This window comes from Tepidimonas alkaliphilus, from assembly GCF_007556595.1.
Taxonomy (GTDB): domain Bacteria; phylum Pseudomonadota; class Gammaproteobacteria; order Burkholderiales; family Burkholderiaceae_C; genus Tepidimonas; species Tepidimonas alkaliphila.
This window is the reverse complement of sequence record NZ_VJNB01000011.1, coordinates 61,672-76,145: the sequence shown is the minus strand read 5'-3', so window position 1 is coordinate 76,145 and position 14,474 is coordinate 61,672. Positions and strand designations below refer to the sequence as shown.

Sequence of the window (14,474 nt, the reverse complement as noted above, 5' to 3'; positions counted from 1 at the left end):
CTCGGAGCGCCTACAACAGGGCTGTTGTTAGCACTCGTCGCCTGCGAGTGCTAATCATAAGGGCGCTGGCTGATGTTTTCAAGAGCTTGCAGCGCGATCGCCGGTGTTGCGGCGTGGCGCCGGGCGTTGCTTAAGGCGCCAAGCGCTCGCGCAGCCACTGACCTTGCTGCCAGCGGTAACGCAGCCGGTCGTGCAGCCGGCTCTTGCGCCCCTGCCAGAATTCCCAGGTGTCGGGTTGCAGACGGTAGCCGCCCCAGTGCGGCGGGCGCGGCGGGTTCATCCGAAACTGCGCGGCGTAGCGCGCGGCGTTGGCCACCAGCGCCGCGCGGCTGTCGATCACCTGGCTTTGCGGGCTGGCCCAGGCGCCGATACGGTGATCCAGCGGGCGGCTGGCAAAGTAAGCGTCGCTTTCTTCGGCGCTGACTTTTTCGACCACGCCTTCGATGCGCACCACGCGTTCCAGCTCCACCCAGTGAAATTGCAGCGCCGCGTAGGGGTTGCCGGCCAGCTCGCGGCCTTTGCGGCTGTCGTAGTTGGTGTACCAGACGAGGCCGCGCTCGTCGCAGCCTTTGAGCAGCACCACGCGCGTGCTGGGGCGCAGATCGCTGCCGACGGTGGCCAGCGTCATCGCGGTGGGCTCAGGCAATTGCGCCTCGATGGCTTCGCGCAGCCACCGCTCAAATTGGCGCAGGGGGTTGGCGTGGGCGACCTCTTCGCTGAGTTCGGCCTTTTCGTAACTCTTGCGCAGCGCGGCGAGATCCATGCTGGCAGTATCGCACGGCGCGCGGCGCGGCGGCGGCTCGGCGCACGATAATCCAACCATGGAGCAGTCCGACGCGTTTTACGATTGGATCGATCTGGAGCGGCTGGCGCGCAGCGGGCAGCCGCTGCGCGGCGTGCAGCCGATCGAGCGGCTGCAGCGCGTTTGGGCTGAGGCGCCGCAATTGGATGCGCAAGGCCATCCTGGCGTGGCTTGGCAAGTGCGCGCGCAATGGCGTGAAGCGTCGTCGCCGGTGGCGGCCGCGTTGCGCCTGCTGGGCGGCGCCGCGGCCACGCGGCAGCTTTGGTTGCACCTGCGCGTGCAGGGCGCCGTGCCGCTGGTGTGCCAGCGTTGCCTGGAGCCGTTTTGGCAGCCGCTGGAAGTGGATCGCTGGTTTCGCTTTGTGGCCGATGAGGCCGCCGCTTGGGCTGAAGACGAGCGCTGCGAAGAAGATCTGTTGGTGGCCAACGGCCCGCGTTTTGACCTGCGCAGCTTGATCGAAGATGAGTTGCTGCTGGCTGCGCCGCTGGCGCCGATGCACGAGCGCTGCCCCCGGCCGCTGCCGTTGTCCGCAGGCGACCGGCTTGGGCTGGCCGATGCCGAGTCGAATGTCTAGTCCAGCGTTTGGCTGAACTGTCTGTTCACCTCCTTAAGCTTTGCGCAAGCTATAATCAAGAGTTTCTTTGCTCTAAGCCCAATCAGGAGCCCGTCATGGCTGTCCAGCAAAACAAGAAATCGCCATCCAAGCGCGGCATGCACCGCTCACACCAGGCGCTTTCGGTTCCCGGTCTTGCGGTGGAGCCCACCACGGGTGAGGTGCACCTGCGCCACCACATCAGCCCCAACGGTTTTTACCGCGGTCGTCAGATCTTCAAGCCCAAGTCGGGCAATTGACCCAAGCTGCGGGCGCGAGCGACGGCGCGCGCCCGCCTTTTGTATTGGCTGTGGTTCGCATCGCCGTCGATTGCATGGGGGGCGATCACGGGCCGGCGGTCACGCTGCCGGCCTGTGCGGCTTTCCTGGAGCGACACGCTGACGCGCAGCTGTTGCTGGTTGGGCGCGCCGAGGCGCTGCAGAGTCGTCCTGCGTCTTTGCGCAGCGAGCGCTGCTTGGTGATCGAGGCGACCGAAGTCGTCGCCATGGACGACCCCGTCGAAGTGGCGCTGCGGCGCAAGCGCGATTCCTCCATGCGCGTGGCCATCGAGCAGGTGCGCGACGGCCGGGCCGACGCGGCGGTGTCCGCCGGCAACACCGGCGCGCTGATGGCGATCGCGCGCTACGTGCTCAAAACGCTGGATGGTATTGAGCGCCCGGCCATCGCCACGCAAATTCCCAACGTGACGGGCGGGGCCACCACCATGCTGGACCTGGGCGCCAACGTGGATTGCACGGCGCAGCATCTGCTGCAGTTTGCCTTGATGGGCTCCGCCTTGGTGGCCGCCACCACCGAGCGCGCCCGGCCCAGCGTTGGCTTGCTCAACATCGGCGAAGAGGTCATCAAAGGCAATGAGGTGATCAAGCGCGCAGGCCAGCTGCTGCGCGAAGCGGCGGCGCGCGGCGACCTCCACTTTTACGGCAACGTCGAAGGCAACGACATCTTCAAAGGCACCACCGACATCGTCGTCTGCGACGGCTTCGTTGGCAACGTGGCGCTCAAAACCAGCGAGGGCCTTGCGGCGATGGTGGGCTCTTTGTTGCGCGAGGAGTTTGAGCGCAGCGCCTACAGCCGTCTCGTGGCCCTGTTGGCGTTGCCGGTGCTGCGCCGCTTCAAGCGGCGCGTTGACCACCGGCGCTACAACGGCGCGGCGCTGCTGGGCTTGCGCGGGTTGGTGTTCAAAAGCCATGGCTCGGCGGATGCCTTCGCGTTCGAGCAGGCGCTGGCGCGTGCGTATGATGCGGCGCGCGCCCAGCTGTTGCAGCGGGTGCGCGCCGGCATCGCGCAGGCCGCCCCGTGGCTGAGGGAGGCGGCGCCCTCTTAAGATGACCCAAGCTTGCGGATAGCGATCGATGCCTCTCTATGCTCGCATCACCGGCACGGGCGGCCACCTGCCAGCGCGCCGTCTGACCAACGACGAGATGGCCGCGCTGCTGGCGCAGCGCGGGCTGCAGACCAGCGACGCCTGGATCGTTGAGCGCACCGGCATCCGCGCGCGCCACTTCGCCGCCGACGGCGAGATGGCCAGCGACCTGGCGCTGCAAGCCAGCCTCAAGGCGCTGGCCGCCGCCGGCCGCCAGCCGCATGAGGTGGATTTGATCGTCTTGGCGACCTCCACCCCGGACATGGTCTTTCCGTCCACCGCCACCATCTTGCAGCGCAAGCTGCACGAGGCGGCGCTGGCTGCTGGCGGTCAGGGGCCGATTGGGGCCGCGGCGTTGGACGTGCAAGCGGTGTGCACCGGCTTTATTTACGCGCTGACGGTGGCCGATGCGCTGATCCGCACGGGCGGGGCGCGCCGCGCGCTGGTGGTAGGCGCGGAAGTGTTTTCCCGCATCCTCAACTTCGACGACCGCACCACGTGCGTGCTGTTCGGTGACGGCGCCGGCGCGGTGGTGCTGGAGGCTGTCGAGCACGACGGCGCCGGCCCCGGCGTGCTGGCCACCGACATCCATGCCGATGGCCGCCACACCGGCATCCTGTGCGTGCCCGGCACGGTGGCTGGCGGCCAGGTGCTGGGCGAGCCGCTGCTGCGCATGGACGGGCAGGCGGTGTTCAAGTTGGCCGTCGGCGTGTTGGAGGAGACCGCGCGCGCCGCGCTGGCCAAGGCCGGCAAGGCCGAGGCCGACGTCGATTGGCTGATCCCGCACCAGGCCAACATCCGCATCATGTACAGCACGGCGCGCAAACTCAAGCTGCCACTGGAGCGGGTTGTTGTCACCGTCGATCAGCACGGCAACACGTCGGCGGCGTCGATCCCGCTGGCTTTGGATCACGCAGTGCGCGCGGGTTGGATTCAACCGGGACAGCTGCTGCTGCTGGAAGGCGTCGGCGGCGGTTTCACTTGGGGCTCGGCGCTGGTGCGTTACTGAGGCGAAGATCAAAAATCTGGAGGAAGCCCCTTTGAAGAGGTTTGCGTTTGTCTTTCCTGGTCAGGGTTCGCAGTCGGTCGGCATGCTCGACGCCTGGGGCGACCACCCGGTGGTGCGCGCCACGCTGCAGGAAGCCTCCGATGCGCTCGGCGAAGACCTGGGCCGCCTGATCCACGAGGGGCCGAAGGAGGCGCTGGCGCTGACCACCAACACGCAGCCGGTGATGCTGGTGGCCGGTGTGGCAGCCTGGCGCGTCTGGAAGGCCGAAGGCGGCTCGGACCCCATTGCCGTGGCCGGCCATTCGCTGGGCGAATACTCGGCGTTGGTGGCGGCGGGGGCGCTGACGCTGGCGCAGGCCGCGCCGTTGGTGCGGCTGCGCGCGCAGGCCATGCAGCAGGCGGTGCCGGTGGGCGCCGGGGCGATGGCCGCCATCCTGGGGCTGGATGCCGACGCCGTGCGCGCCGGCTGCGCCGAGGCGCAGGCTGCGTTTGCGCCGGACAGTGGCGAGATCGTCGAGGCGGTCAACTTCAACGACCCGGCGCAGACCGTGATCGCCGGCTCCAGGGCCGCGGTGGACAAGGCCTGCGAGGTGCTCAAGGCGCGCGGCGCCAAGCGCGCGTTGCCGCTGCCGGTGTCGGCGCCGTTTCACTCCAGCCTGATGCGCCCGGCGGCCGAGGCGCTGCGCGCGGCGCTGGCCGAGGTGGAGCTCCGGGCCCCGGCGATCCCGGTCGTCAACAACATCGACGTGGCGGTGGAGACCGACCCGGCGCGCATCCGCGACGCGCTGGTGCGCCAGGCCGCCGGCCCGGTGCGCTGGGTGGAGTGCGTGCAGGCGCTGCGCGCGCGCGGCGCGCAGGCCATCGTCGAGTGCGGCCCGGGCAAGGTGCTGCTCGGGCTGACCAAGCGCATCGCGCCGGATGCCGAGGCTGCGGCGCTCTACGACCCGGCCACCTTGAGCGAGGTCAAGGCGCTGCTGGCGGCCTGACCCCATCCTTCCTCCGATCGAACCTCTGCGAGAACGTTCGCCCATGTCTGAATCTACGTTCGAAGGTCAGGTCGCGCTGGTCACCGGCGCCACGCGCGGCATCGGCGCGGCCATCGCACGCGAGCTGGCCGCGCGCGGCGTGCGCGTGGTGGGCACCGCCACCACCGACGACGGCGCGCAGCGCATCACGCAGGCGCTGGCCGCCTTCCCGGGCTGCCGCGGCGTGCGGCTCGACGTCAACGACGGCCCGGCCGCCGAGGGGCTGGTGGAGGCACTGGTCAAGGAGTTCGGCGCGCTGCACATCCTCGTCAACAACGCCGGCATCACGCGCGACACGCTGGCCATGCGGATGAAGGACGAGGACTGGGACGCGGTGCTCGACACCAACCTCAAGGCGGTGTTTCGCCTGTGTCGCGCCGCCATCCGCCCGATGATGAAGCAGCGCTATGGCCGCATCGTCAACATCACCAGCGTCGTCGGCGCCGCCGGCAACCCCGGCCAGGCCAACTACGCCGCTGCCAAGGCGGGGCTGGCCGGCATGACGCGCGCGCTGGCGCGCGAGCTTGGCAGCCGGCGCATCACCGTCAACTGCGTGGCGCCGGGCTTCATCGAGACCGACATGACCGCCAGCCTCCCCCCGGAGCAGCAGCAGGCGCTGCTGGCGCAGATTCCGCTGGGCCATTTGGGCAAGCCCGCTGACGTGGCGCACGCGGTGGCGTTTTTGGCCAGTCCTCAAGCTGGCTACATCACCGGGCAGGAACTGCACGTCAACGGCGGCATGTTCATGGCCTAAAACCGACCGGCTGGCGCCCCCGCGGGCGGTAACGCCGGAGCGGGCGGCTACAATGCCAGGGCATTTTTCCCAACCACCCGACTGAGGGAATCCATGAGCGACATCGAAGCACGCGTCAAGAAGATCATCGCCGAGCAGCTCGGCGTGGAGGAGAGCCAGGTGACTCCGGAGAAGGCGTTCGTCGCCGACCTGGGCGCCGACTCCCTCGACACCGTCGAGCTGGTGATGGCCTTGGAAGACGAGTTCGGTATCGAGATCCCCGACGAGGACGCCGAGAAAATCACCACCGTGCAGCAGGCGATCGACTACGCCAAGGCGCACTACAAGGGCTAAGCCGCTGCGATGGATCGCCGCCGTGTCGTCGTGACCGGCCTGGGCTGCGTCAGCCCTGTGGGCAACACGGTCGAGGAAGCTTGGACCAACCTGTTGGCGGGCCGCAGCGGCATCGACCGCATCTCCAAGTTCGACGCCAGCAGCCTGGCCTGCCAGATCGCCGGGGAAGTGCGCAACTTCGACGTCGGCGCTTACTTGCCGGCCAAAGAAGCGCGCACGATGGATACCTTCATCCACTATGGGATGGCCGCGGCGCATCAGGCCATCAGCGACGCTGGCTTGCCAACGGGTGAAGCGCTGACCGAGGAGCAAGCCTGCCGCATCGGCTGCGTGATCGGCTCCGGCATCGGAGGGCTGCCGCTGATCGAGGCGATGCACACCGAGCTGACCACGCGCGGGCCGCGGCGCATCTCGCCGTTTTTCGTGCCGGCTTCCATCATCAACATGGTGGCTGGACACGTCTCGATGCGCTACGGCTTCAAGGGGCCCAACCTGGCGGTGGTGACGGCCTGCACCACCGGCCTGCACTGCATCGGCGAAGGCGCGCGCCTGATTCAGCACGGCGACGCCGACGTGGTCATCGCTGGCGGCGCAGAAGCCACGGTCTCGCCGCTGGGCATCGGCGGCTTTGCCGCCATGCGGGCGCTGTCCACGCGCAACGACGCGCCGCAGGCGGCCTCGCGCCCGTTCGACGCCGATCGCGACGGTTTCGTGCTCGGCGAAGGGGCCGGTATCCTGGTGCTGGAGGCCGAAGAGCACGCGCGCGCCCGCGGGGCGCGCATCTACGCGGAGCTGGCCGGCTTTGGCATGAGCGCCGACGCCGGTCACATGACCGCGCCGAACATGGACGGGCCCCGGCGCGCCATGCTCAACGCGTTGCGCGATGCGGGCGTCAACGCCGATGAGGTCGATTACCTCAACGCCCACGGCACTTCCACGCCGCTGGGCGACGTCAACGAGACCCAGGCCATCAAAGCGGCGTTGGGCGAGCAGGCGTACCGTCTGGTGGTCAGCTCGACCAAATCCATGACCGGGCATCTGCTGGGCGGCGCTGGCGGGCTGGAGAGCGTCTTTACGGTGTTGGCGGTGCACCACCAGGTCATTCCCCCAACCATCAACTTGGATCGCCCTGATCCTGAATGCGACCTGGACTATTGCGCGCACACCGCGCGTCCGGCCCGTATCCGCGTGGCGTTGAAGAACAATTTTGGTTTTGGCGGCACCAACGGCTCGCTGGTGTTTCGACGCTACGGCGGCTGATGGCTGAAAGTCCCCAGGGCGGTTTGAGCTGCCCGGTGCAGCCGGTGCCGTTGATTGGGTTGGCGGCAGCCGCCGCGGCGGCCGCGCTCGTGCAGGCCATGTGGGCGTGGCACCGCCCCGACCTGCCGCCCGCCTGGTGGTTCGGTACGGCTGCGTGCGTGGTCTGGCTGGCTTGGGTCGGTTGGCTGCGACGCCGGTCATGGCCTGTAGGTTGGTGGGTTTGGCGCTGCGAGCATGGCGCCACCGAGTGGTTCTGGCAGCCGCCTGATCGGCGGGGGCCGGTGCCTTTAAGCGATGTGGCCGTGCGGCTGCGCACCCCGTGGGGGTTGTTGCTGCAGGCGCAAACCCAGCACGATGGAGCGCAGCGCTGGTGGTGGTGCGTTGCTGGGCCGCAAGCGCGCGAGCTCAAGCGCGCCTTGCAGCAAGCTGCCCCTTCAACGCCATCCGCTATAGTCGGGCCACGTTTGAGGCCATGACGGAACCCAACGCACGCTCTTCCGCGCAAGCCGACGCCCTGCTGGTGCAGCGGGCGCTGGCGGGGGATACGCGCGCGTTTGAGCTGCTGGTCGTCAAATACCAACGGCGGGTGGAGCGCCTCATAGGCCGTCTGGTGCGCGACAGTGACTTGGTGCAAGACCTGGCCCAAGAGACCTTCGTGCGGGCTTGGCGCGCGCTGCCGCAATTTCGCGGCGATGCGCAGTTTTACACCTGGCTGTACCGCATCGCGGTCAACACCGCCAAGAAGGCGCTGCAAGAGCTCAAGCGCGACCCCATCGTGACGATGAGCGCGCTGCAAACGGGCGAGGAGGGCGACGAAACTTCCCACCCCGAGCAGGAACTAATGGCCCAGATGGCCGACGCCGAGACGCCCGATGCGGTGTTGGCCAGCAAAGAAATCGCGCAGGCGGTGCAGGCGGCGGTGGAAGCGCTGCCAACCGAACTCGCGCAGGCTATCACGCTGCGAGAAATCGACGGCTTGAGCTATGAAGAAATTGCGCAGGCGTTGGACTGCCCCATCGGCACCGTGCGCTCGCGGATTTTTCGGGCGCGGGAAGCCATCTCGGCGCGCATCAAGCCGCTGCTGGAGCGCCAGTCCGGCAAGCGCTGGTGAGGGTGGCCGCGCACGCAATCAGGCACAGTGAGCCAACGACGATGGACATCAAGGACATTACCTCCTCAACCGCAACAGCCCGCCAGGCCGCAGCGGGGCGGCGCGCGGGCTGGTCGGCCCTTTTCGACGGGGAGTGCGCGCCGCACGAATTGGATTTCTTGCTGGCCGACGACGATGCGGCGCAGCGCGACGCGGCGTGGGACGTTTACCGCTGCATCGGTGAGGCGCTGCGCGCGCAAGAGGCCGCACGACCGCAAGGCGCCGATCCGGCGTTCGTGCAAGCCGTGATGGCGCAGGTGCGCGCGCAGCCGCACGCCCCGGCGCAGCCGGTGCGCTGGCCCGTGCGTCCGGCGCCGCGCGCCGCTAATGGGCCATGGCAGCGCTGGGGCATGGCAGCAGCGGTGGCGGCGGCCGTGGGACTGGTCGCTCTGGCGGCTTGGCAGACGGCGGGCTTGGGGGGCCACGATGCCCAATGGGCAGCGACGCCCTTGCCAGCGACGGCGCCGGCAGCGGGCGGTGTCGCTGGCGGCGCGCGCGACCCGCAGCTGGAGGAACTGGTGGCGGCCCATCGCTCGTGGGGGCACGCCTCGGCGCTGAACGCGCCAGCGGGCTTCTTGCGAACCGTGGCTTACGAGGCGCCGGGGCGGTGATGGCGCTGGCCTCTGAAGCCCGGTGTCGCGCGATGGCCTCCAGCGGATGCGGATGGTGGTGGGCGCGCTGGGCTGCGGCGCTGATTGCGGCGCTGGCGATGGCCGCGCTGGCCCGCGCCGCCGAGCCCGTCGCCCCAAACCTGTCCGTGCAGGGCTGGATCGAGCGGCTGCATGAGGCCACGCGTGCGCGCGCCTACAGTGGCACCTTTGTGGTCACGCGCGGCGACGATGTGGTGTCGGCGCGCGTGGTGCATGCGTGCGACGGTCAGCGGCAGGTCGAGCGCATCGAAAACTTAAGCGGCCCAGCGCGCGTGACGTGGCGCTTAGACGATGAAGTGTTGACCTTGTGGCCGCAGCAGCAAACGGTGCTGCGCGAGCGGCGTGAAACCCTGCGGCTGTTTCCGGGGCCGGTCAAGGTGCCCGGCGTCAAGGTCGATGAGCACTATCGCGCCGAATTGCGTGGGCGCGAACGCGTGGCGGGGTTGGAGGCGTGGGTGGTGGAGTTTGTCCCGCGCGATGGCTGGCGCTATGGCTATCGGCTGTGGTCGGAGCTGCGCACCGGGCTGGCGCTGAAGATGCAAACCTTGGGCGCGGGGCAGCAAGTGCTGGAGCAAATGGCCTACACCGAGGTGCAACTCGACGCCCCACTGAAGGTGGAAGGATTGCTGCGGCAAATGGAAGATACGCGCGGCTGGCGCACGCTGCGGCCCCAGCGGGTAAAAACGAACCCGCAAGCGTTAGGCTGGCGTTGGGTATCTTCTGTGCCTGGGTTTCAGCTGGTGGGTTGTTGGCAGCGGGAGGCTGAGGCGGGTCGTGGGCGTCCGCCGTTGCAGTGCGTCGTCTCCGATGGCTTGGCCTCGGTCTCGCTGTTTCTGGGGGGCGGCGAGCCCCCGCACGCCAATCCGCGCGCCTCGGGCGCCATGCAGGTGCGCGCCGGCAAGCTGGGCGAGCATGCTGTGCTGGCCATCGGCGAGGTGCCCGCCGCGACGCTGGAGCGCTTGCTGGCGGGCGTGGAGCGCGCTCAACCGTAAGCCTTGAGATCCCTGGTCGCAACCCCACTTTCAGGTTTGATCGGTGTTTTTGCAGGAGCATCCAGCCATGTCCGAGCTTGACCGCCGCCACCGCCCCGCGCGTCGTTGGGCTTGGTTCGGCCTTTCGCTGGCTGCCTGCGCCGCCTTGGTCTGGGCCGCGGTGCAGCCGCGCGTGGGTGCGCAACCCGCGTTGGCGATGGGCAATCCGCCTGCCGCCAGCGGCGCTTCGAATGCCCCGGCGCGCATGACCGGCTTGCCGGATTTCACCGTGCTGGTGGAGGAGGTCGGTCCCTCGGTGGTCAACATCCGCACGGTGGAGCGCGTCTCCAGCGCCCGCCCCCAGCCGGGCTCGCCCGAAGAGCAGATGCTGGAATTTTTCCGCCGCTTCGGCATTCCGCTGCCGCCGGGCGCGGCGCCGCGCGGACCGGCGCCGCGCGACGATGACGAGCGCGGCCAGCGTCGCCAGCGTGGCGTGGGCTCCGGCTTCGTCTATAGCGCCGATGGCTACATCATGACCAACGCGCACGTGGTCGAAAGCGCCGACGAGGTGATCGTGACGCTGCCGGACAAGCGCGAGTTCAAAGCCCGCGTGGTCGGCGCCGACAAGCGCACCGACGTCGCGCTGGTCAAAATCGACGCCACGGGCTTGAAGCCCGTGCGCATCGGCGATGTGGAGCGGCTCAAGGTCGGCGAGTGGGTGATGGCGATCGGCTCGCCGTTCGGGCTGGACAACACCGTCACCGCCGGCATCGTCAGCGCCAAGCAGCGCGAGACCGGCGACTTCCTGCCGTTCATCCAGACCGACGTGGCGATCAACCCCGGCAACTCCGGCGGGCCGCTGATCAACATGCGCGGCGAAGTGGTCGGCATCAACAGCCAGATCTACTCGCGCTCCGGCGGCTTCATGGGCATCAGCTTCGCCATCCCGATCGACGAGGCGGTGCGCGTGGCCGAGCAGCTCAAGGCGCACGGCAAGGTCACGCGCGGGCGCATCGGCGTGGCCATCGAGCCGGTGGACAAGGAGCTGGCGGAGTCGCTGGGCTTGCCGCAGGCCGGCGGCGCGCTGGTGCGCGGCGTCGAGGAGGGGTCGCCGGCGGCCAAGGCCGGCCTGGAGCCGGGCGACATCATCCTGCGCTTTGATGGCAAACCGATCGACAAGTCGGTCGATCTGCCGCGCATCGTCGGCAACACCCGTCCCGGCACGCAGGCCAAAGTGGAAGTCTGGCGCCGCGGCGCCACCCGCACGCTCACCGTGACGGTGGGCGCCTTCGAAGAGGAGCAGACCGCCGCCGCCAGCCGGCCCGAGCCGGCCAAGGCCGGCCCGCTGGGCCTGACGGTGCGCGAACTGACCGCCGCCGAGCGGCGCGAGCTCAAGGTCAGCGGCGGCGTGCGCGTGGTGGAGGTGAGTGGCCCGGCCGCCGCCGCCGGCCTGCGGCCCGACGACGTCATCGTTGGGCTGGGCAACCAGCCGGTGGCCAGCGTGGCCGACTTCGAGCGCATTGCCGGCGGCTGGCCCAAAGGCCGCGCCGTGACGGTACTGATCCGCCGCGGCGAATGGGCGCAGTGGGTGCTGGTGCGACCGTAAAAGCGAGCGCGCCGGGCCTACAATGAAGGGCTGACCGCTGCCGCGGGGCGCGCCGCAGGCGCTCGTGCCTGGGGCGCGCGTTTTTGTTTTCGGCCATGAAGCACATCCGCAACTTCTCCATCATCGCGCACATCGACCACGGCAAGAGCACGCTGGCCGACCGGCTGATCGCGCGCTGCGGGGGCTTAAGCGAACGCGAGATGACCGAGCAGGTGCTCGACTCGATGGAGCTGGAAAAAGAGCGCGGCATCACCATCAAGGCGCAGACCGCCGCGTTGCAATACACGGCGCGCGACGGCCAGACCTACAACCTCAACCTGATCGACACGCCCGGCCACGTGGACTTCTCCTACGAGGTCAGCCGGTCGCTGTCGGCCTGCGAGGGCGCGCTGCTGGTGGTGGACGCCAGCCAAGGCGTCGAGGCGCAGACGGTGGCCAACTGCTACACCGCGCTGGATCTAGGCGTGGAGGTGCTGCCCGTCCTCAACAAGATGGACCTGCCGCAGGCCGACCCCGAGCGCGCCAAGCAGGAGATCGAGGACGTCATCGGACTGGACGCCTCGGAGGCGATCCCGTGCTCGGCCAAGACCGGCATGGGCATCGACGAGATCCTGGAGGCGATCGTGGCCAAGGTGCCGCCGCCGCGCGGCAACCCCGACGGCCCGCTGCGCGCGATGATCATCGACTCCTGGTTCGACAACTACGTCGGCGTGGTGATGCTGGTGCGGGTGGTCGACGGCAAGCTCGACCGCGGCGACCGCATCCGCCTGATGGCCACCGGCGCCACCTACCAGGTCGAGAAACTCGGCGTCTTCACGCCGGCCAACCAGCCGCGCGAGACGCTGCATGCCGGCGAGGTCGGCTACGTGATCGCCGGCATCAAGGAACTGAAGGCCGCACGCGTCGGCGACACCGTCACGTCGTTCAAGACCTCGAGTGGCGCCAACCTGCCGGCGGCCACCGAGCCGTTGCCCGGCTTCAAGGAGGTGCAGCCGATGGTGTTCGCCGGGCTGTACCCGACCGAGGCCAGCGAATACGACGCGCTGCGCGACGCGCTGGAAAAGCTTCAGCTCAACGACGCCTCGCTGCATTTCGAGCCGGAGGTGTCGCAGGCGCTGGGCTTTGGCTTTCGCTGCGGGTTCCTCGGCCTGCTGCACATGGAGATCGTGCAGGAGCGGCTGGAGCGCGAGTTCGACCAGGACCTCATCACCACCGCGCCGAGCGTCGTCTATCAGGTCGTCAAGGGCAACGGCGAGGTCATCGAGGTCGAGAACCCCTCCAAGATGCCCGATCCAGGGCGCATCCAGGAGATCCGCGAGCCGATCGTCACCGTGCACATCTACGTGCCGCAGGACTACGTCGGGCCGGTGATGACGCTGTGCAACGCCAAGCGCGGCGTGCAGCTCAACATGGCCTACCACGGCAAGCAGGTGCTGCTGACGTACGACCTGCCGCTGGCGGAGATCGTGCTGGACTTTTTCGACAAGCTCAAGTCGGTCAGCCGCGGCTACGCGTCGATGGACTACGAGTTCAAGGAATACCGCCCTTCCGACGTCGTCAAAGTTGACATCCTGCTCAACGGCGACAAGGTCGATGCGCTGTCGATCATCGTGCACCGCAGCCAGGCGCAGCAGCGCGCGCGCGCCGTGGTGCAGAAGATGCGCGAGATCATCAGCCGCCAGCAGTTCGACGTCGCCATCCAGGCGGCGATCGGCGCGCAGATCATCGCGCGCGAGACCGTCAAGGCGCTGCGCAAGAACGTGCTGGCCAAGTGCTACGGCGGCGACATCACCCGCAAGCGCAAGCTGCTGGAAAAGCAAAAGGCCGGCAAGAAGCGCATGAAGCAGATCGGCACCGTCGAGGTGCCGCAGGAGGCGTTCCTCGCCATCCTGCAGGTGGAGGAATCATGAACGACCAGACCATGGCCACGCTGACCGGCGTGGTGCTGGCCGCCTTCGGCGCTTATGGCGCGGCGTGGGCCTTCGGCATGGTGGAGGGCAACTTCGCCGTGCTGCTGTTGGCGGCGGTGCTGATCACCGGGGTGTATTGGGTGGCCGAAAAGCTCGTGTTTTTGCCGCGGCGCCGCGCCGCCGCCGAGGCGGCGGTGCAGCAGCTGCGCGCGCGCGTGGCCGAAGCGCGCGGCATCGGTTTGGCGGCGCCGACCGACGATGAGACGGAGTTGCGCCAGCGCTTGTTGCGCCAGCCATGGTGGCTGGATTGGACAGCGGGGCTGTTTCCGGTCATCTTGGCTGTTTTTGTGCTGCGCTCGTTTTTGTTCGAGCCGTTCAAGATCCCGTCCGGCTCCATGATTCCCACTTTGCAGGTGGGCGACCTGATTCTGGTCAACAAATACCACTACGGTGTGCGCCTGCCGGTGACCCACACCAAACTTATGGACAACCACGCGCCGCAGCGCGGTGACGTGATCGTTTTTCGCTTTCCACCCAAGCCAAGCTTGGATTACATCAAACGCGTGGTGGGCCTGCCGGGTGATGAGGTGGCCTACCTGAACAAGCAGCTTTTCATCAACGGTCAGCCGGTGCCGCGCGAGGCCGCGCCCGACTACTACGACGCCGATGCCATGCGCTATCGCAAGCAGTTTGTGGAGCAGCTGGGCGGCAAGCGGGTGCACACCTTGGTGGACGACGAACACCCGGCTTTTGTGCCGGCGGTGGCGGAGTTTCCGTTCCGCGATCACTGCCGCTACACGGTGGAGGGGGTGACCTGCCGCGTGCCGCCCGGTCATTACTTTGTGATGGGCGACAACCGTGACAACTCGCTGGACTCGCGCTTTTGGGGCTTCGTGCCGGAGGATCACATCGTCGGCAAAGCATTTTTCGTGTGGATGAACTTCGGCGACCTTCGCCGCATTGGGCGTTTTGAGTAACCCGCCGCGGCTGCAGGCGCGCTATCATGCCGGCAGCCTATGACGCTCCTTG

The 14,474-nt window shown here is 68.2% G+C and carries 16 protein-coding genes; 15 read left to right on the top strand and 1 reads right to left on the bottom strand.

The annotated features are described in order from the left end of the window. Positions 1-130 precede the first annotated feature (130 nt). A complete protein-coding gene (gene pdxH, locus Talka_RS10120; RefSeq protein WP_143891196.1) occupies positions 131-763 on the bottom strand; it encodes a pyridoxamine 5'-phosphate oxidase in 633 nt (210 codons plus the stop codon). On the opposite strand from pdxH, the gene Talka_RS10115 reads away from it, so the two are divergent. The 15 genes from Talka_RS10115 (at position 762) to lepB (ending at position 14,422) form a co-directional block, all read left to right on the top strand. After that, complete coding sequence (locus tag Talka_RS10115) at positions 762-1,376, top strand: YceD family protein (protein ID WP_246100656.1); 615 nt, start codon at positions 762-764, stop codon at positions 1,374-1,376. The two genes, pdxH and Talka_RS10115, sit on opposite strands and share 2 nt — an antisense overlap. A 95-nt stretch (positions 1,377-1,471) precedes the next feature. Then, positions 1,472-1,654, top strand: a complete 183-nt coding sequence (gene rpmF, locus Talka_RS10110) for a 50S ribosomal protein L32 (RefSeq protein ID WP_143891195.1) — start codon at positions 1,472-1,474, stop codon at positions 1,652-1,654. A gap of 50 nt (positions 1,655-1,704) precedes the next feature. Further along, positions 1,705-2,739: a phosphate acyltransferase PlsX gene (gene plsX / locus Talka_RS10105; protein WP_143891194.1), complete on the top strand. Its 1,035-nt coding sequence runs from the start codon at positions 1,705-1,707 to the stop codon at positions 2,737-2,739. Positions 2,740-2,767: 28 nt separating this feature from the next. Continuing rightward, positions 2,768-3,787, top strand: coding sequence for a beta-ketoacyl-ACP synthase III (locus tag Talka_RS10100; RefSeq protein ID WP_143891193.1), 1,020 nt, complete (start codon positions 2,768-2,770; stop codon positions 3,785-3,787). 31 nt (positions 3,788-3,818) lie between these two features. Next, a complete protein-coding gene (gene fabD, locus Talka_RS10095; protein WP_143891192.1) occupies positions 3,819-4,772 on the top strand; it encodes an ACP S-malonyltransferase in 954 nt (317 codons plus the stop codon). A 43-nt stretch (positions 4,773-4,815) separates the two neighbouring features. Then, on the top strand, positions 4,816-5,565 hold the full coding sequence (fabG, locus tag Talka_RS10090) for a 3-oxoacyl-ACP reductase FabG (RefSeq protein WP_143891191.1): 750 nt from the start codon (positions 4,816-4,818) through the stop codon (positions 5,563-5,565). Between the two features lie 93 nt (positions 5,566-5,658). Continuing rightward, complete coding sequence (gene acpP, locus Talka_RS10085; protein WP_043703749.1) at positions 5,659-5,898, top strand: acyl carrier protein; 240 nt, start codon at positions 5,659-5,661, stop codon at positions 5,896-5,898. A gap of 9 nt (positions 5,899-5,907) precedes the next feature. Then, complete coding sequence (gene fabF / locus Talka_RS10080; protein ID WP_143891190.1) at positions 5,908-7,158, top strand: beta-ketoacyl-ACP synthase II; 1,251 nt, start codon at positions 5,908-5,910, stop codon at positions 7,156-7,158. Next, positions 7,158-7,634, top strand: coding sequence for a hypothetical protein (locus tag Talka_RS10075; protein ID WP_143891189.1), 477 nt, complete (start codon positions 7,158-7,160; stop codon positions 7,632-7,634). The genes fabF and Talka_RS10075 overlap by 1 nt, the downstream gene beginning before the upstream one ends. Next, positions 7,631-8,269 (top strand): RNA polymerase sigma factor RpoE, encoded by a 639-nt coding sequence (rpoE, locus tag Talka_RS10070; protein WP_143891188.1) that lies wholly within the window; start codon positions 7,631-7,633, stop codon positions 8,267-8,269. The genes Talka_RS10075 and rpoE overlap by 4 nt, the downstream gene beginning before the upstream one ends. A 41-nt stretch (positions 8,270-8,310) precedes the next feature. Next, positions 8,311-8,919, top strand: a complete 609-nt coding sequence (locus tag Talka_RS10065) for an RseA family anti-sigma factor (protein ID WP_143891187.1) — start codon at positions 8,311-8,313, stop codon at positions 8,917-8,919. Between the two features lie 32 nt (positions 8,920-8,951). Further along, entirely contained in the window at positions 8,952-9,950 is a 999-nt protein-coding gene (locus Talka_RS10060) for a MucB/RseB C-terminal domain-containing protein (RefSeq protein ID WP_185970128.1), read from the top strand. Between the two features lie 67 nt (positions 9,951-10,017). Continuing rightward, positions 10,018-11,535 (top strand): DegQ family serine endoprotease, encoded by a 1,518-nt coding sequence (locus Talka_RS10055; protein WP_425472674.1) that lies wholly within the window; start codon positions 10,018-10,020, stop codon positions 11,533-11,535. Between the two features lie 95 nt (positions 11,536-11,630). Further along, the gene (gene lepA / locus Talka_RS10050; RefSeq protein ID WP_143891185.1) at positions 11,631-13,445 is read left to right on the top strand and encodes a translation elongation factor 4; all 1,815 of its coding nucleotides are present in this window, start codon (positions 11,631-11,633) and stop codon (positions 13,443-13,445) included. After that, positions 13,442-14,422, top strand: coding sequence for a signal peptidase I (gene lepB / locus Talka_RS10045; RefSeq protein ID WP_425472673.1), 981 nt, complete (start codon positions 13,442-13,444; stop codon positions 14,420-14,422). The genes lepA and lepB overlap by 4 nt, the downstream gene beginning before the upstream one ends. Positions 14,423-14,474: the final 52 nt, after the last annotated feature.